Annotated in this window: 18 protein-coding genes; 13 read left to right on the forward strand and 5 right to left on the reverse strand. The window is 66.9% G+C overall.

Annotation, left to right across the window (positions count from 1 at the left end; genetic code table 11):
• Nucleotides 1-30: 30 nt before the first annotated feature.
• The 13 genes from fliF to fliR all read left to right on the forward strand — a co-directional run bounded on the left by fliF (nucleotide 31) and on the right by fliR (nucleotide 11,353).
• Entirely contained in the window at nucleotides 31-1,749 is a 1,719-nt protein-coding gene (gene fliF / locus BM388_RS05405; RefSeq protein ID WP_089847986.1) for a flagellar basal-body MS-ring/collar protein FliF, read from the forward strand.
• Nucleotides 1,742-2,746 (forward strand): flagellar motor switch protein FliG, encoded by a 1,005-nt coding sequence (gene fliG, locus BM388_RS05410; protein WP_089847988.1) that lies wholly within the window; start codon nucleotides 1,742-1,744, stop codon nucleotides 2,744-2,746. Before fliF ends, fliG begins: the two co-directional genes overlap by 8 nt.
• The gene (locus tag BM388_RS05415; RefSeq protein ID WP_089847990.1) at nucleotides 2,739-3,497 is read left to right on the forward strand and encodes a flagellar assembly protein FliH; all 759 of its coding nucleotides are present in this window, start codon (nucleotides 2,739-2,741) and stop codon (nucleotides 3,495-3,497) included. Before fliG ends, BM388_RS05415 begins: the two co-directional genes overlap by 8 nt.
• Entirely contained in the window at nucleotides 3,497-4,888 is a 1,392-nt protein-coding gene (gene fliI / locus BM388_RS05420) for a flagellar protein export ATPase FliI (protein ID WP_281245176.1), read from the forward strand. The genes BM388_RS05415 and fliI overlap by 1 nt, the downstream gene beginning before the upstream one ends.
• A complete protein-coding gene (gene fliJ, locus BM388_RS05425; RefSeq protein WP_089847992.1) occupies nucleotides 4,885-5,346 on the forward strand; it encodes a flagellar export protein FliJ in 462 nt (153 codons plus the stop codon). The genes fliI and fliJ overlap by 4 nt, the downstream gene beginning before the upstream one ends.
• Nucleotides 5,347-5,364: 18 nt before the next feature.
• On the forward strand, nucleotides 5,365-6,786 hold the full coding sequence (locus tag BM388_RS05430; protein ID WP_089847994.1) for a flagellar hook-length control protein FliK: 1,422 nt from the start codon (nucleotides 5,365-5,367) through the stop codon (nucleotides 6,784-6,786).
• 131 nt (nucleotides 6,787-6,917) lie between these two features.
• Nucleotides 6,918-7,397, forward strand: a complete 480-nt coding sequence (gene fliL, locus BM388_RS05435) for a flagellar basal body-associated protein FliL (protein ID WP_089847996.1) — start codon at nucleotides 6,918-6,920, stop codon at nucleotides 7,395-7,397.
• 22 nt (nucleotides 7,398-7,419) lie between these two features.
• Complete coding sequence (gene fliM / locus BM388_RS05440; protein WP_089847998.1) at nucleotides 7,420-8,466, forward strand: flagellar motor switch protein FliM; 1,047 nt, start codon at nucleotides 7,420-7,422, stop codon at nucleotides 8,464-8,466.
• Nucleotides 8,459-8,971 (forward strand): flagellar motor switch protein FliN, encoded by a 513-nt coding sequence (gene fliN, locus BM388_RS05445; protein WP_089848000.1) that lies wholly within the window; start codon nucleotides 8,459-8,461, stop codon nucleotides 8,969-8,971. Before fliM ends, fliN begins: the two co-directional genes overlap by 8 nt.
• The gene (gene fliO / locus BM388_RS05450; RefSeq protein WP_089848002.1) at nucleotides 8,968-9,408 is read left to right on the forward strand and encodes a flagellar biosynthetic protein FliO; all 441 of its coding nucleotides are present in this window, start codon (nucleotides 8,968-8,970) and stop codon (nucleotides 9,406-9,408) included. The genes fliN and fliO overlap by 4 nt, the downstream gene beginning before the upstream one ends.
• Before the next feature lie 65 nt (nucleotides 9,409-9,473).
• A complete protein-coding gene (gene fliP, locus BM388_RS05455; RefSeq protein WP_089848118.1) occupies nucleotides 9,474-10,163 on the forward strand; it encodes a flagellar type III secretion system pore protein FliP in 690 nt (229 codons plus the stop codon).
• Nucleotides 10,164-10,230: 67 nt separating this feature from the next.
• On the forward strand, nucleotides 10,231-10,500 hold the full coding sequence (gene fliQ / locus BM388_RS05460; protein ID WP_089848004.1) for a flagellar biosynthesis protein FliQ: 270 nt from the start codon (nucleotides 10,231-10,233) through the stop codon (nucleotides 10,498-10,500).
• A 52-nt stretch (nucleotides 10,501-10,552) separates the two neighbouring features.
• Entirely contained in the window at nucleotides 10,553-11,353 is an 801-nt protein-coding gene (fliR, locus tag BM388_RS05465; protein ID WP_089848006.1) for a flagellar biosynthetic protein FliR, read from the forward strand.
• A gap of 119 nt (nucleotides 11,354-11,472) precedes the next feature.
• Here fliR and flgL read toward each other — a convergent pair whose 3' ends face one another.
• The 5 genes from flgL to BM388_RS05490 all read right to left on the reverse strand — a co-directional run bounded on the left by flgL (nucleotide 11,473) and on the right by BM388_RS05490 (nucleotide 17,608).
• Complete coding sequence (flgL, locus tag BM388_RS05470) at nucleotides 11,473-12,693, reverse strand: flagellar hook-associated protein FlgL (protein WP_089848008.1); 1,221 nt, start codon at nucleotides 12,691-12,693, stop codon at nucleotides 11,473-11,475.
• 17 nt (nucleotides 12,694-12,710) lie between these two features.
• The gene (gene flgK, locus BM388_RS05475; RefSeq protein ID WP_089848010.1) at nucleotides 12,711-14,645 is read right to left on the reverse strand and encodes a flagellar hook-associated protein FlgK; all 1,935 of its coding nucleotides are present in this window, start codon (nucleotides 14,643-14,645) and stop codon (nucleotides 12,711-12,713) included.
• A 64-nt stretch (nucleotides 14,646-14,709) separates the two neighbouring features.
• Complete coding sequence (gene flgJ, locus BM388_RS05480) at nucleotides 14,710-15,771, reverse strand: flagellar assembly peptidoglycan hydrolase FlgJ (protein WP_089848120.1); 1,062 nt, start codon at nucleotides 15,769-15,771, stop codon at nucleotides 14,710-14,712.
• 5 nt (nucleotides 15,772-15,776) lie between these two features.
• Nucleotides 15,777-16,898 carry a flagellar basal body P-ring protein FlgI gene (locus tag BM388_RS05485; RefSeq protein ID WP_281245177.1) on the reverse strand — a complete coding sequence of 374 codons (1,122 nt, stop codon included), beginning with the start codon at nucleotides 16,896-16,898 and terminating at the stop codon, nucleotides 15,777-15,779.
• A gap of 11 nt (nucleotides 16,899-16,909) precedes the next feature.
• Nucleotides 16,910-17,608 carry a flagellar basal body L-ring protein FlgH gene (locus BM388_RS05490; protein WP_425431907.1) on the reverse strand — a complete coding sequence of 233 codons (699 nt, stop codon included), beginning with the start codon at nucleotides 17,606-17,608 and terminating at the stop codon, nucleotides 16,910-16,912.
• Between the last annotated feature and the right edge of the window lie 20 nt (nucleotides 17,609-17,628).

A 17,628-nucleotide genomic window follows, 5' to 3' on the forward strand; every position in this document is an offset into this window, starting at 1 on the left:
TCACGCCTCCCGCCACGCCGGGAGGCCCATATGAGCAGTGGCGCCTCAGCCACCGAACGCCAGCCCTCACAAGGCTCGGCGGGACTCACGCGCTTGAAAGATCAGCTGCGCGGCAATCCTTTGGTTTTCCTGCTGGTCGCGGGCGCCGCCTCGATCGCGATCATCGCCGCGCTGCTGATGTGGGCCCAAAGCCCCGACTACCGCGTGCTCTACAGCAACCTGAGCCAGGCGGACGGCGGCAGCATCATCAACGAGCTGGATACCCGCGGCGTGCCCTATCGTTTCAGTCAGGGCGGCCAGGCACTGCTGGTGCCCGCCAACCGGGTGCATACGCTGCGCCTGCAGCTGGCCGAGCAGGGCCTGCCCGAGGGTGGCAACGTCGGCTTCGAGCTGATGGAGAACCAGGCCTTCGGTATCAGCCAGTTCGCCGAGCAGATCAACTACCAGCGCGGCCTGGAGGGTGAGCTGTCGCGCTCCATGGAATCGCTGGGACCGGTCAATGCCGCCCGCGTGCATCTCGCCCTGGCCAAGGATTCGGTGTTCGTGCGCGACCGCGAGCCGGCCAAGGCCTCGGTAGTACTCTCTCTGCATGCCGGTCGCGTACTCGGCGAGGGGCAGATCAACTCCATCGTGCACATGGTCTCCAGCAGCGTGCCGGACCTGGCCGCCGATGCGGTGACCGTGGTCGACCAGGATGGCCGCCTGCTGACCGCCCCAGAGAGCAACGGCCTGGGGCTGGACGGCACCCAGCTGGACTACGTCGCCGAGGTGGAGCGCTCCTACCAGCGGCGCATCGAATCCATCCTGGCGCCGATTCTGGGCAGCAAAAACGTCAAGGCTCAGGTGACTGCCCAGGTGGACTTCTCCCGCAGGGAAGAGACCTCGGAGCGCTACGCGCCCAACCAGCCGCCCAACGAGGCCGCCGTGCGCAGCCGCCAGAGCAGCATCAACTATAGTGGCAGCGACGACCTGGCCGGCGGCATCCCCGGCGCCTTGAGCAACACGCCGCCCGGCGCCGCGCCCTCCCCGGTGGCGAATCCGCCCGAAGGGGAAGAGGACGGCGAGGGCGAGCAGGCCGGCGAGGACACCCCCCAGGCGACGAGCAACCTCAACCGCGATGACGTGATCAACTACGAGGTCGATCGGCGCATCGCCCATGTTCAGCACCGCAGTGGACAGGTGGAGCGGCTGTCGGCCGCCGTCGTGGTCAACTATCGCCCGACGCCGGACGAGCAGGGCGTGATGCAGCCGACTCCGCTCAGCGAAGCCGAGATCGAGCAGATCGAGCGCCTGGTGCGCCAGGCCATGGGGTTCTCCCAGGCACGCGGCGACGAGATCGCCGTGGTCAACAGCCCCTTCACGCAGTCGGGTCCGGAGATCGAGCCCCTCGAGTGGTGGCAGCAGCCCGATGTCCAGCAGCTGGCCCTCAATCTGGGACGCTACCTGCTGGTGGGCCTGGCGATCCTGCTGCTGTACCTGCTGATTCTGCGGCCGCTGATCAAGCGCGCGACCCAGGCCCCGCAGCCGGCCACGCAGCCCGCTCCCACCTTCCAGACCAGGGTCGGCGGAGAAGACGAGCAGAGCGCGCCCGCCGACGGCCGGGAAGACGAGACCACCTACGACAAGCCGCGACGCGCGCGCAAGGCCTCGGGTTACGAGGACAACCTCAAGGACCTGCGCGAGATGGCCGAAGAGGATCCGCGCATGGTGGCGATGATCGTTCGCAGCTGGATGAACAAGCATGAGTAAGCCACAAGAGATGAGCAGCGCGCGTCGCAGCGCGATCCTGCTGCTGGCCCTGGACGAGGACAGCGCGGCCGAGGTGTTCAAGTATCTCGCTCCCGGCGAGATCCAGCAGATCAGCACGGAGATGGCCCACCTGGATCAGGTCTCCCATGACGAGATGCGCCAGGTGCTGCAGGAATTCCACAACGAGACCGAAGAGTTCATCGCGCTCAATCTCAACTCCAGCGAGCACATCCGCTCGGTGTTGACCAAGGCGCTGGGCAGCGACCGCGCCTCCAGCCTGATCGAGGACGTGCTGGAAACCAGCGGCTCGGGTACCGGTATCGATGCCCTGAACCTGATGGAAGCCTCGATGGTGGCGGAGCTGATCCGCGACGAACACCCGCAGATCATCGCCACCGTGCTGATCCATCTGGATCGCCACCAGGCGGCGGACGTGATGGCGCTGTTCGACGACAAGCTGCGCAACGACGTGGTGCTGCGCATCGCGACCTTCAGCGGCGTGCAGCCCGCCGCCCTGCAGGAGCTCACCGAGGTGCTGACCAACATGCTCGACGGCCAGAACCTCAAGCGCAGCAAGATGGGCGGTGCCCGCACCGCGGCGGAGATCCTCAACCTGATGAACTCCAACCAGGAAGAGGCCGCCATCGAGACGGTGCGCTCCCACAGCGAGGACCTGGCGCAGAAGATCATCGACGAGATGTTCCTGTTCGAGAACCTCATCGATCTGGACGACCGCAGCATCCAGATGATCCTCAAGGAGATCGACACCAACTCGCTGGTGGTGGCTCTCAAGGGGGCGCCGGAGACGCTCATGGACAAGTTCATGCGCAACATGTCCCAGCGCGCCGCCGATCTGATGCGCGAGGACATGGAGGCCCGCGGCCCGATCCGCGTCTCCCAGGTGGAGACCGAGCAGAAGGCCATCCTGCAGGTGGTGCGACGCCTCGCCGACGGCGGCGAGATCGTGCTGAGCGGCGGAGACGACACCTATGTCTGAGCCCGGTTCAGCGGACCGGGACGACGGCCGCTCCCCCTGGCGCCGCTGGCAGATGGGCGAGCTGCAGGCCCCGCCGAGCCATGCGCAGCGCCCTGACGAGGCCCAGCGCCCTCAGGAGTCGCAGCGCTCGGCCGAGCGGCGCGACGCCGTGCGCCGCCAGGCCGAGCTCGAGGCGTTGCGCGAGCGGATCCGCCGCGAGGCCCATGAGGAGGGCCTCGCGGCCGGCCGCGAACAGGGCCATGCCGAAGGTCTGGCTCAGGGTCTCGAGGAGGGACGCCGGCAGGCGAAGGACGAGATGGACGCGCGGCTCGCCGAGACGCTCATCCCCCTCACCGAGCTCGCCGGCGCCTTCGGCGAGGCACTCGAGACCCTCGACGAGCGCGTCGCCGAGGATCTGGTCGACCTGGCACTGGCCACCGGGCACCAGCTCGCCGGCGAGGCCCTCAAGGCAAGGCCCCGCCAGGTGCTGGAACTGGTGCGTGCGCTGCTGCACACCGAGCCGCCGCTGGTCGGCCAGCAGCGGCTCTGGCTGCACCCGCTCGACCATAAGCTGGTACAGACGCACCTGGGCGACGAGCTCTCGGCCGCCGGCTGGACGCTGCAGCCGGACGACCAGTTGAGCCGCGGCGGCTGTCGAGTCACCAGCGCCAACGGCGAACTCGATGCCACCTGGGAGAGCCGCTGGCAGGCCGTGAAGGCGCAGGTCCGCCACCGGGGCCCCACCACCCCTCGATCGGAGGATGATCAGTAGTGGCCGAGACGCTGTCCACCAATTCGCACCAGGCTCACTGGCAGCGCGCCCTGCGCGGCGTGCGCGGTCGTGTGGAACCGCTGCCGCCCTGCCGCACCAGCGGCCGGGTGGTGCGGGCCACGGGCCTGGTGATCGAGGTGGTCGGCCTTCAAGTGGCGCTGGGCAACGCCTGTCGCATCGAGCTCCCGGCCGGGCACAGCGGGCAGGAACGCTTCGCCGAGGCTGAGGTGGTGGGATTCTCCGGCGATCGGCTCTACCTGATGCCGCTGGCCGAGATCAGCGGCCTGATGCCGGGTGCCCGGGTCTTCGCGCTGACCGACGGCGCGAATGACAGCGCGCGACGCTTCCCCCTCGGCGAGGCTCTGTTGGGTCGCGTGGTCGACGGCAACGGCGTCCCCCTGGACGGCCTGGCGCCGCTGGCCGATGCGCCGCGCGCCCCGCTCTCCACGCCGCCGCTGAACCCCCTGGCGCGCGCCCCCATCGAGGAGCAGATCGACGTCGGCATCCGCGCCATCAACGCCCTGCTGAGCGTCGGCCGCGGCCAGCGCATGGGGCTGTTCGCCGGCTCCGGGGTCGGCAAGTCGGTGCTGCTCGGCATGATGGCGCGCTACACCCGCGCCGACGTGATCGTGGTCGGCCTGATCGGCGAGCGGGGGCGCGAGGTTCAGGACTTCATCGACAATATCCTCGGCGAGGAGGGGCTGCGCCGCTCCGTGGTGGTAGCGGCGCCCGCCGACACCTCGCCGCTACAGCGCCTGCAGGGCGCCTCCTACGCCACGCGGCTGGCCGAGGGTTTTCGCGACCAGGGACGCAACGTGCTGCTGATCATGGACTCCCTGACCCGCTACGCCATGGCCCAGCGCGAGATCGCCCTGGCCGTCGGCGAGCCGCCGGCGACCAAGGGCTACCCGCCCTCGGTCTTCGCCAAACTGCCGAACCTGGTCGAACGCGCCGGCAACGCCGAACGCGGCGGCGGCTCGATCACCGCCTTCTATACCGTGCTCACCGAGGGCGACGACCAGCAGGACCCCATCGCCGACTCGGCGCGCGCCATCCTCGACGGCCACATCGTGCTGTCGCGGACCCTGGCCGAGGCGGGCCACTATCCGGCAATCGATATCGAGGCCTCCATCAGCCGCGTGATGACCGCCGTCGTCGATGCCGGGCAACAGCGCCAGGCCCAGCAGTTCAAGGGACTCTTCTCGCGCTATCAGCGCAACCGCGACCTGATCAGCGTCGGCGCCTATCACCCGGGCAATGATCCGCAGCTCGACGAGGCCGTACGGCGCTACCCGCAGCTCGAGGGTTTCCTGCAGCAGCGCATCGAGGAAAACAGCAGCATGGACGACGCCCGCCAGGCCCTGGCCGGCGTCCTCGGAGGACCGTCATGAGCCGCGATCGCACCTCGCTCGACACCCTCGTCGAGCTCGCCCGAGAGGCCCGGGACCAGGCCGGGCAGACCCTGGCCGGTGAACAGCGCACCTCGAGCCAGGTCAGCCAGCAGCTGGATTCGCTGCACCGCTACCGCCAGGAGTATGCCGAGAAGCTGAACGCGGCCGTGCGCGACGGCATCGATCCGGCCACCATGCGCAACTACCAGCAGTTCCTCGCCTCCCTGGACGACGCCCTGGGGCGCGCTCGCCAGGCCCTGGCCGCCCAGCAGCAGCGGGTCGAACGAACTCGCCAGCACTGGCAACAACAACAGCAGCGCCTGTCGTCCTACGACACCCTGGCCGAACGCCGGGAGGCCGTCAGGCGCCGCGATGAACAACGCCGGGAACAGCACGTCAGTGATGACCTGGTCAATAACCGACTGGTCCGCCAGCGCTCGTCGCACTTCGAGCACTGAGCCGACAAGGAGACTGCGATGGATATCCAGCTGCTGGTCAGCGCCCCCGGAAATGGAGCCGGGAAACGCGCCGCCGACGGGGTCGCCAAGGCCCCGGGCAACGAGTTCGCCCGCCATCTGGCCGGCGCGAGCCAGGCCCGACCGAGCGCCAGCCGAGAGACCGCCGAGCCGTCGGCTCAGGCGCCATCCCGGCAGGCCACCTCCTCGCCGCTGGCCGCGACGCGAGGTCAGGGTCAGGATGAGGCGCCTGCCGACGCCGCCACGCCGGGCGATACGCTCAAGGCCCTGCTGGCCAAGGTCTCGGGTTCTGGTTCAGGTTCAGGTTCGGCGGGAGTCACCGGAGAGATGAGCGAGAACGCCGGCCCAGGCGCCCCCGAGGCGCTGGATCAGCGAGCCCAGGCGGTGTCTCAGCAGGGCCAAGCGGCCTTGCCCCACCTCTCGGCCGACGACATCGAGGCCGCCTTGCAGGTCCTGAAGCAGGCCGAGCAGCCATCGCAAGGTACCAATACGACGGGACACGGCGTCTGGGATGCCGTGCAGGAGCGCCTCGCCCTGATCGAACAGGCCGGCCGCCCCGAGGCGGACGACGCCCTCGCGCTGCTGCCCCTGGCCGCCCCCGGGGGTCCGGCCGTCACCAACGCGCCGAGCACCGCGAATGCCACCGGCCAGGCAGTTCGCACCAACCCGCTGCTCGAGGCGATCGCCGCCGACCGCCGCGCGCTTGCCGGCCCGCCTCAGTCGAACGCGGCGGCGCTCTCTGCCAACGCCGAGCGCCCGACCGAGCTTGTCGCCGGCAACGCGCAGACCACGGCGGCGGCCGACGAGGCGCTTCGTTTCTCGGCCGTCAGCGACGCCCTGCTGGCCCAGCGCGGCGAGAGCTCGCGGGCCCCGGGGGGGAGCGAACTGATCGGCCAGGGCGTGGCGAATGCCATGAACGGCACGACAGGAGGCAGCATGCCCGGTGCGACGGCCGGCGCGTCCGCCACGGCCCAGGCCAGCCTGACGGCACCGGTCGCGAGTCCCGCCTGGTCGCAGCAGCTGGGGCAGCAGATGGTGCGCCTCAGCCAGCAGGGCGGCGAGCAGCGCGTCGAGCTCAAGCTCCATCCGGCGGAGCTCGGACCGCTATCGGTCTCGCTGAAGATGGGCGATCACGGCGCCCAGGCGCAGTTCGTCTCCGCCCATGCCCAGGTGCGCCAGGCGCTGGAGCAGGCGATCCCGCAGCTGCGCGAGGCGCTGGCCGAGCAGGGCATCAGCCTGGGCGAAACGTCGGTGGGCGAGCAGCGCCAGGGCGGCACCGAGGGTAACGGCACCTCAGGCCGGCCTGGCGAGATGCTGGCCTCGGGCGCAGACGACGCGGCGGATGCGGGCGCGCCGAGTGCCCTCGACGATCGGGCCGCTCGCGAACAGCCCCTGGACGGCCGCGTCGATCTCTACGCCTGAGCCGCCCCTGACCGAGCACCAAACGCGAAAGATAGGCGCCATCTTCGGGCCTGTTCGGATCATCATGATCCCGTCACTGCCCGCATACTGCGCCGTCAGCGTGGGCAATCTACTGCAATCTAGGAATGAGAATGGCGAAATCCAGCGGCGGCTCCCGCAAGCTTCTGTGGTCGATGATGGTGCTGCTGATCCTGTCGAGCTCGGCGGCGGCAGTGGCGCTCTACATGGTGCTCAGCCAGCCCGAGAACGAGGCGCAGTCGGCGCTAAGCGCCCAGGAGGTGCCCGAACCGCCAGCGCCGATCTTCCTGCCGATCGAGCCCTTCACCGTCAATCTGGCCGACGACCAGTATGGGCCCCGCCTGCTCTATACCGGCCTGTCGCTGAAGCTCGGTGATGAGCAGAGCCAGGCCCTGCTCGAGCAGCACATGCCTCAGGTACGCAGCCGCCTGCTGATGCTGTTCTCCGGCAAGCAGGCCGGCGAGCTGACCTCGCCCGGCGGCAAGCAGCGCCTGGCCGAGCAGGTCATCGCCGCCCTCGAGGCGCCCATGTCAGACAACCAGCCGGAACTGGCCATCGATGACGTGCTCTTCACCGAGTTCATCGTGCAATAGGCTGGGGGGTAGCCAACACACCATGTCCCAAGATGATCTGCTGTCCCAGGATGAGATCGATGCCCTGCTCAAGGGCGTGAGCGGTGATGACGAGCCGGAAGCGACCCAAGGCAGCGGGACAGCACGCGTGCGTCCCTACGACCCGGCCTCCCAGCACCGCATCATCCGCGAGCGCCTGCATGCGCTGGACATCATCAATGAGCGCTTCGCACGGCACTTCCGCATGGGGCTGTTCAACCTGATTCGCCGCAGCGCCGACCTCACCGTGGAATCGGTCCGTTATCAGAGCTATAGCGAGTTCTCGCGCAACGTGCCGGTGCCGACCAACATCAACATGATCGCCATGAAGCCTCTGCGTGGCTCTGCCCTGATCGTGTTCCCCCCAAGCCTGGTATTCATGGTGGTGGACAACCTGTTCGGCGGTGACGGTCGCTTCGTGACCAAGTCCGAAGGTCGCGAGTTCACCAACACCGAACAGCGCATCATCCAGCGCCTGCTGAACCTCGCCATCGACGCCTACAGCGAGTCCTGGAAGTCCGTCTATCCCCTCGAGATCAGCTTCCTGCGCTCGGAAATGCAGTCGAAGTTCGCCAACATCACCAATTCGCCCAACGAGATCGTGGTCAACACCAGCTTCAACCTCGAGGTAGGCAACCTGGCTAGCAGTTTCCAGATCTGCATGCCCTACGCCATGATCGAGCCGCTGCGCGACCTGCTGACCAATCCCCTGAGCGACGGCAGCCAGGACCAGGATGGCACCTGGACCCGGCGCATGGCCGGCGAGATCCGTCACTCCGAGATCGAACTGGTCGCCAACTTCACCGACATCCCGAGTCGCATCGACCACGTCATGGCCCTCAAGGCCGGCGATGTGCTGCCCATGGAGCTTCCCGAGACGGTGACGGCAAGCGTGGACGGCGTACCCGTGATGGAGTGTGAATACGGCAGCCAGAATGAGCAGCATGCCCTGCGCGTGCTGCGCATCTTCGACCATGCCGCCGACCATGCGCCAGCCGACGCCTTCGTGAAAGGCTCCAGGCCGCAACCCAAGGAATCTTCCCATGACTGATCCCAACACCCCCGATCAGAACATCAGCGACGACGACTGGGCCGCCGCCATGTCGGAACAGCACGACGAGGCGCCCGCCGCCGAGGACGACCCCTGGGCGGAGGCGATGGCCGAGCAGGCAGCCGCGGAGCCGGAACCGGAACCAGAACCGCAGGCCGAGGCAACTGCCGCCCCGTCATCCGCCCAATCCGCCGGCAGCAGCGTCTTCCAGCCCCTCGAGGCGAGCCAGGGTACGGCCTCGGGCCGCGACCTGGAAATGATCATGGACATCCCGGTCAAGCTCACCGTGGAGCTCGGCCGCACCAAGCTGACCATCAAGCAGCTGCTGGAGCTCGCCCAGGGCTCGGTGATCGAACTGGATGGCCTGGCCGGTGAGCCCATGGACATCCTGATCAACGGCTATCTGATCGCCCAGGGCGAGGTGGTGGTCGTCGAGGACAAGTACGGCATCCGCATTACTGAGATCATCACCCCCTCCGAACGGGTCCAGAAACTCAACCGATGAGCGAGGGCGCGACCGACACGTCATCCGCCGGCCTGGACGCCGCCGTCAGCGGCGGCGAATCGCTGATCGGCATGGCCACGCTTGGCAAGACTGCCGCCGCCCTGGGGCTGATCCTGGTCATCATCCTGGTGGCCGCCGCCGTACTGCGCCGCTGGGGCCTGCCCCATCAGCGCCATGGCCGCCATCTGCGGGTCGTCGGCAGCACGGCGGTGGGCACCAAGGAGCGCGTGGTGATCGTCGAGGTGGAAGACACCTGGCTGGTGCTCGGCGTCGGCGGCGGCCAGGTCAACAAGCTGCATGACCTGCCGGCCCCGGCCTCCCCTCAGGAATCCACTCCCTCGAAAGGGCCGAGTTTCGCACCGGGTGACGCCTTCGCCACCCGCCTGGCCAAGGCGATCCGGCACAACGCCGGCATCGACCGAGGGGGCAAGGCGTGAGCCATACCGTCTCGAAGCGAATACTGCTGACACTGGCCGTCACGTTGCTGCTGGCCTCACCCGCGATGGCGCTGGCCCAGGAGATCCCCGGCATCGTCAGCCGGCCGATGGAGGATGGTGGCCAGAAGTGGTCGCTGTCGCTGCAGACCCTGCTGCTGCTCAGCTCGCTGGCTTTCCTGCCGGCCGTGCTGCTCATGATGACCTGCTTCACGCGCATCATCATCGTGCTTAGCCTGCTGCGCACCGCCATGGGCACCCAGGCCACGCCGCCCACTCAGGTGCTGCTGGGGCTGGCGCTGTTTCTCACCCTGTTCATCATGTCGCCGGTGCTCGACCAGGTGCACGAACTGGCCTGGGTGCCGCTTTCCAACGACACGATAAGCTTCGATGAGTTTCTCACCCGCGCCCAGGGCCCCTTTCGGGAGTTCATGCTGGCCCAGACCCGCGAGCCCGACCTGGCAATGTTCGCCGGCCTAGCCGATATCGGCGAGCTCCAGGGGCCCGAGGACGTGCCGATGCGCATCCTGGTGCCCTCCTTCGTCACCAGCGAGTTGAAGACCGCCTTCCAGATCGGCTTCACTATCTTCATCCCCTTTTTGATCATCGACCTGGTGGTGGCGAGCGTGCTGATGTCGCTGGGCATGATGATGGTGCCGCCGATCACCATCTCGCTACCGTTCAAGCTGATGCTGTTCGTGCTGGTAGATGGCTGGCAGCTGATCATCGGCTCGCTGGCCGAGAGCTTCTATCTGTGAATCCATGTGCCGGTATTTCAGGTTCCCCGATGCCACGCGGCACGAACGCACTGACGAGGAGACCAGGATGACACCGGAAGAGGTGATGAACATCGCCTACCAAGGGATGCGCGTTACGCTGCTGCTGGCCGGCCCCTTGCTACTCACCGCCCTGACCACCGGCCTTCTGGTCAGCCTGTTCCAGGCCGCCACCCAGATCAACGAGATGACCCTGTCGTTCATCCCCAAGATCCTCGCCGTGTTCGCGGTGCTGGTACTGGCCGGTCCATGGCTGCTGACCCTGATCATGAACTTCACCCGCGAGCTGTTCGGCAACATACCCGCGATGATCTCGTGACCCCACATGATCTTGTGACCCCAGATGTTCTTGTAAAGAGAAGCGCACGCTGATGGTGGAGGTCACCTTCGCACAGCTGCATGGCTGGATCGTCGCCTTCCTGTGGCCCTTCGCGCGCATCACGGCGCTGATGCTCAGTGCCCCGCTATGGGGTCACTCCAGCGTCCCGCGCCGGGCCAAGCTGGGCCTGGCCGGCACCGTGGCGGTAGTGATCGCCCCGGTGCTGCCGCCGATGCCCGAGGTGCCGCTATTCTCCTGGGCAGGGTTCGGCATCCTCGTCGAGCAGCTGCTGATCGGTGCCGCCATCGGGCTCACGGTCAAGGTAATGCTCAGCGTGGTGCAAGCCTCGGGTGACTTCATTGGCCTGCAGATGGGCCTGGCCTTCGCCACCTTCTTCGACCCCTCCAGCGGCACCAACATGGTGGTGCTGTCACGCATCCTATACATGATCACGCTGCTGATATTCCTGGCCTTCAACGGCCACCTGATGGTGCTGCAGATCCTGATCGCCAGCTTCGAGACCCTGCCAATCGGTATCGGCCGCTTCAACCCTGAGGCCTTCATCATGCTGGCCCGCTATGGCGGCACCATCTATACCGCCGGCCTGCTGCTGGCCCTGCCGCTGGTGGCCTCACTGCTGATCATCAACCTGTCGCTCGGCATCCTCAACCGCTCGGCGCCGCAGCTCACCGTCTTCAACATCGGTTTCCCGACGTCGCTGACGGTCGGCCTGATCCTGCTGATGGTGCTGATGACCGACCTGGCGAGCTTCTTGGAGCGGCTGTTCAGCCAAGGGTTGGCCTTCCTGCAGAACCTGCTGGAGACCATGGCGCCGCTGCCGATCACTGGCTGACAAGAAAACGCCCCGGCCAGGACAGGCAGCGGGGCGGAGGGATCTGGAGGTCGCAGGCCTCGGGGAGCGCTACACCGGTTCTCTCAAAACGATCCGACAACGCTCCCTCTTACAGCGCTCTAAAGGTACTGGAAGAGCGACATGCCCTTCATATCGGCAAACGCCTGCTGAGAGGCCTGCAGGCCCACCTGACGCAGGCTGTACTCACCGATCGCCTCGGAATAATCGAGATCGACCAGGTCCGATAACGTCTGCTCGTAGTTGATCATGCGGTTGCCGCCGACGGAATCGACCACGTCCAGCTCGTTGAGGCGCGCGCCTACAGAGGCGCGGGTAGTCAGAACGTTGTCCAAGCTGTTGTCCAGCTCGCGCATCGAGGTGCTCAGGGTGTTGCGCAGGGCCGCCTTGTCGTTGGCATTCTCGGCTGGACTCTCGAGCACGGCGATAGCGTTCTCGAGGGTCGCGAAGAGATCGGTATTGCCCTGGTCGGCGGGGTTAACCGCGATGGCGTCGCCATCGGCGGGTTCACCCGACAACTCCATGGACAGGCCCTCGAATTCGACGCGCATCGACTCCTCGCCGTCGGCCTGGTAAACGCCATCGGCCACGACGTTGCCGTCGCTGTCCGTCACGCTATAGCGCATGTCACCGGAGGTGTCGTCGAAGTCGATGTCATAGGCCTGAGTGGGCTTGACGCGCTCCTGATCGACGATCTGCGGGCCCTTGAAGGTCATGCTACCGGTGTTGCCGGTATCCACGGTGGCCACGTGGCCGGCGCCGCTGGGCACGCTCTGAAAGATAGCCTGGCCGTTGTCGCTGACCTCCATCAGCCGCGAGGCATCGACGCGCTGCTCGCGATTGTTGCTGTCGCCTACGTACTCGACTCGGCCATCCTTCTTGACGAAGGGCTCGGTACTGTCCTGGTAGCCGCCGAACAGGTGGCGCCCGTTGCCGTCGGTGGCGTTGGCCTGGCCGATCAGCGTTTCGTAGACGCCGCGCAGCTCCGAGGCCACCGACTGACGATCAACGTCACTCAGGGTCTCGCTCGAGGCCTGGACCAGCAGCGTCTTGGCGCTGGTGACCGCATCGCTGACGCTATTGAGCACACTCTCGGTCTGGGACAGGGAGTTGCGCGCACTGACCCGGGCATCGGCATACTGCTGGGTGACCGCCCGGGCCTGGTCGACGCCCACGGCGCGGGAGGCGGCCTGGGGGTCGTCGGAGGGATTGACCACGCGACGGCCGCTGGCGATCTGCTGGCTGACCTTGAGGAAATCGCTCTGCTGGCGATTCATGGACGAGACGCTCTGCTCGAACATGGTGACGCTGCTGATACGCATCTAGGACTCTCCGGAAATCAGTTGCGCAGACCGAGAATGGTGTCGATAACCGTCTTGCCGGTATCGATGACCTTGGCATTCGCCTGGTAGAACTGCTGGTAGCGGATCAGGTTGGCCGCCTCCTCATCCAGGTTCACGCCGGACTCGGACTGCTGCACGGCCTTGAGCTGGTCGGTCAGGCCCTGCTGAGCATCCAGGTTGACCTGCACGATATTGGTGCGATTACCCACATCGCTGACCATGGCGCCGTAGGCGCCGCTCAGGCTGGCCGAGTCGCCCACGATGCTCTCGTCCTGCAGATCCTGCAGGGCCAGGGCATTGCGGTTATCGCCACTGCCAGTGGCGTTGGCATCCAGGGTCAGGGTCTGACCATCCTCGAGCTCTCCCAGGGTCAGGGTGATGCCGTCGACGGTAATTTCATCGCCGGGCTCCATGCCAGTGAAAGGCGCGCCCGTCGCCGCATTACCGGCGTCATCGGTGGCGACAATCTCGAAGCTACCGCCGCCGGTATCCGTGACGGATAGGCTCCAGGGTGCATTGCCGGAAGCAAGGGCCTGGCCTGGCTCCGCCTGATAATCCTTGATCGCATCGGTATCACCGTGCACCAGACTGCCGGCAGCGATCTTGTCCAGATCGGCGATGGCACTCTCCAGATTGCCAGCCGCGCGACGCACCGGCTGCACGTCGAACCGGTCGTTCTGCGCCATGCTGGCGGTATCGTCGAAGGTCAGCGTCACCCCGCCAAAGCTCAGCGTGGCGTCCGTGCCGTTGCCATTCGGATCCTCGAACGAGAGCTCAGAGATATCCAGCTTGCCGCCGCCGTCGAGACGCGTGACGTCGAAATCGGCGGGGCCAGAGGGCGGCGCACTGGTGACGCGAATCCGATAGTCGCTGGTCTTGAGCTGATCGATATTGGCCGTATCGAAGGCCGCACCGACCACCTCTGCGCTGCCATCGTTGCCCTTCGCCGAGAAGGCCCGAGGCTGACCGATGTCGAAGAAGGCGCCGCCGGGCTCTCCATCGAGGTCCACCCCGTTGGCATGCTGCTGATTGAACGCCACGGCCAGCGACACGGCCATCTGGCCGATCTGGTTCTGCGTCTTGTCCAGGGTCTCGGCGCGGAAGTCCATCAGCCCGCCCAGGGTGCCGCCGGTGACGGTGTCCTCATCCAGCGCCACCAGGCTGCCGGCGGAGTCGCGATAGCCCAGCACGGTGCGCTGGGGATCGACAGGGGAGTCCATGGCCTCGAGCTTGAACTGCTGGGTGCCGGCGACCAGGGGCTGACCGTTGGGCAGGCTGACGTTGTAGGTCTTGCCGTCCTGGATGTTGAGGCGCACGTCCATGCGCTCGCTGAGCTCGTTGACCAGCTGATCACGCTGATTGAGCAGCCCGTTGGGCGCCTCGCCGCTGCGCGCCCGGGCCAGGGCGATCTCGCGGTTGAGGCCGGCGAGCTGCTCGGTGGTGTTGTTGATCTGGGTGACTTCGTCGGCGATCTGGCCGTTGATGCCCTGCTGCATGTCCTGCAGGTAGCCGTCGAAGGAGCGGAACTGCGCGCTTAAGCTATCGGCCGAGCCGAGCACGCCCTGTCGGGCCGCCGGATCGGAGGGCGCGCTGGCCAGATCTTCCAGGGAGGAGAAGAAGTTCTGCATCAGCGGCGCCAAGCCGGCCTCGCGATCCGCCAGCAGGCTGTCGATCTGGCCAACCTGGTTGGCGTACGTCTCCAGAGCGCTGGACTTGCTGGTGGCGGCGTTGAGCTGTGCGGCCACGTAGTCGTTGAACTGGCGCTGGATGTCGTTGACCTGCACCCCCCCGCCACCGGTCGAGGTCTGACCGAGAATCGTCACCTCGCGGTTATAGCCCGGGGTGAAGACGTTGCTGATGTTGTTGCTGGTGGTCGCCAGGGCGTTCTGGGCCGCATTGAGGCCACTCAGTCCGGTGGAGAAGATACTCATGGCGTGGTTTCCTTAGGCCGATAAGAGAGTCATCGGCAGTGCAACGGCAATCTTGAGAGTCGTGTCAGTAGGAGGAACCGAAACCGCTGGCCGAACCGCGACTTGCCAGGGTCGTGTCACCGGCCAGCGGCCCTAGGGTATCCATCACGGCGATCAGCTTGTCGGCATAGGCCGGGTCGGTGGCGTAGCCGCCCTGCTGCAGGGCACGGGCGGCCTGGTCGGCGCTGCCCGCCGCGACCACACCGGCGTAGCGCGGATTGTTGCCGATCAGTCGGGCATAGTCGGTGAAGGCCTCCTCGAAGGAGCCATAGACCCGGAAGCGATCGCGCACGGCCTGGCGCTGGCCGTCGATCACTTCGTGAGTCAGTATCTCGGTGGTCTCGCCCTGCCAGGCACTGCCGGCCTTGATGCCGAACAGGTTGTGGCTGTTGCCGCCACCGGCGGTGGCGATCTCGTGTCGGCCCCAGCCGGTCTCCAGTGCAGCCTGAGCCAGGATCAGCTCGGCCGGCACGCCGGAGGCGCGGCTGGCCGTCCGGGCGGGGGCCTCCAGGCGTTCGAGGAAGTCACGCACGTGGGCCGGTGATTCGCGATCCGCGTCGCGGCCCGAGGTGCGGTCAAGAGTCTCGCTTTCGGCGTTCGTCCCGCTGGCCGCCTGTGCAGTCGTCTGCAGCGCGTCGGTGAAGGAGCTCGGCATCGGCACCTCGTCGTCCGCAACGGGTGTCGTTTCCGGGCGCAACGCGTCCTCGAGGGGACGTGGCGTGCCACGGGGAATACCGGCGATCAGCGCCTCGATCTCGCCATTGCGAGCCTGCGGCGCGCTGGCGCCGCGCCCGTCGAGCTGCTCCATCAGACGGTCTGCCAGGCCCACGCCGCGCTCGGCTATGCCCTGCGACCACTGCTTGTCGAGCAGTTCCTGGAAGAACTCCGTCTGGCGATTGTCGAGCAGCCCCGAAGAGGGCACGGCGTCGCGCATGCTCTTCATCATCATCTGCACGAACAGCGCCTCGAACTGCTTGGCGGCGGCGTCCAACCCCTCACCCGGCGTCTCGCGGGCGCTGTGCTTGAGCCGCTCGAGGCCCTGAACATCGAGGGCGAACTGGCCGCTCATGGTATCTGGCGCGCTCATGCTCATCAGATGATCTCCAGCTCGGCGCGCAGCGATCCCGCGGCCTTGAGCGCCTCGAGGATCGACATCAGGTCATTGGGCGTGGCGCCCAGCGAGTTGAGTGCGTTCACCACCTCGAGCAGATCGGCGCCTTCCACGACCTTGAGGGTGCCGGGCTGCTGTTCGATGCGGATCTCGGTATCTTCGACGATCACCGTCTCGCCGCCGCCGAAGGGGTTGGGCTGGCTCACCCCGACGTCGGTATCGATGACGATGGAGAGATTGCCGTGGGCGACGGCCGCCTGACCCAGTGTGACGTTGCCGTTGAGCACGATGGAGCCGGTGCGCGAGTTGAGCACCACCCGCGCCGGCGCCTCGGTGGGCGTGACCCGTATGTTCTCGACCCGCGCCATGAAGTTGACCCGTGAGTTGGCGTTGCGGGGGCCATCGAGGGCGATGACGCGCCCATTGCGGGCCGCCGCCACCGGCCGGGCGAACTCGGCGTTGATCGCGCTGACCACTCGCTGAGCGGTGCCGAAATCGGCCTCCTTGAGCTCGAGCTCGAGCAGCCCGCCGTTGGCTCCGAGGTCAACGGGCACCTCGCGCTCGACCATGGCGCCGCCGGCGATGCGACCGCTGGCCTGCTGGTTGATCTGCACGCTGGCGCCGCCGGCCTGGGCCCCGGCCCCGCCGATCAGCAGGTTGCCCTGGGCGATGGCGTAGGTATCGCCGTCGGCACCCTTGAGGGGCGTCATCAGTAGGGTGCCGCCGCGCAGGCTGCGCGCATTGCCGACGGAGGAGACCGTCACGTCCATGCGCTGCCCGGGCCGCGAAAACGGCGGCAGGTCGGCGGTGACCATCACCGCCGCCACGTTGCGCAGCTGCATGTTGGTACCCGGCGGCACGGTGATGCCCAACTGCGACAGCATGTTGGAGAGGCTCTGACCGGTAAACGGCGCCTGGGTCGTCTGGTCGCCTGAGTTGTCCAGACCGACCACTAGGCCATAGCCCACCAGCACGTTATCGCGGACGCCACCGAAGTTGGCCAGCTCGCGGATGCGCTCGGCCTGGGCCGGCAGGGCCATCAGCGCGACCGCGACCAGCAGCAGGAGTCTGAGCAGAGTGCTCGCCATTCGTTCAACACGCATCATGCCACCACCTAGAAGGGCGAGACGTTGAGGAAGAAGCGCTGCAGCCAGCCCATGTGCTGCGCCTCGTTGATATAGCCATCGCCGACGTACTCGATCCGCGCGTCGGCGACCGAGGTCGACGGTACGGTGTTCTGGGCGGTGATGGTGCGTGGATTGACCACGCCCGAGAAGCGGATGAATTCGGTGCCCTGGTTGATGGCGATCTGCTTCTCGCCACGCACGCGCAGGTTGCCGTTGTTCATCACCTCGACCACCGAGACGGTGATGGTGCCGGTGAAGGAGTTGTTGGCCTCGGACCCGCCGCCACCGCTGAAGTCACTGTCGCCGGCAATATCGAAGCCGTACTCGGCCAGCGTGTCCAGCGCGTCCGGCAGCTGGGCCAGCTCGAGGCTGGAGGAGCCGCTGCGATCGGCGTTGGACTGACTGTTCTTGCTGGCGCTGACCTCCTCGTCCAGCACGATGGTCAGGATATCGCCCATCATCCGCGGCCGACGATCCTCGAACAGCGGATGATAGCCCCGCTCGGCCTGATAGATGGAGCCGTTGGCACGCGGCGCGGGACGCTCAGCGATTTCGATACGCTCCTGCTCGCCGACCACCGAGGCGTGCGGAATCTGAGCACACCCCCCCAGCACCAGCAGCACCAGGGCGATAACCGCCAGTCGGCCAGCGGCGCTCCTTCCTTGCCTACGTCGCGCGTCATTCATCGGATCCACCATGGCGGCCG

The sequence above is a fragment of the Halomonas saccharevitans genome (assembly GCF_900116405.1).
Lineage (GTDB): Bacteria > Pseudomonadota > Gammaproteobacteria > Pseudomonadales > Halomonadaceae > Halomonas > Halomonas saccharevitans.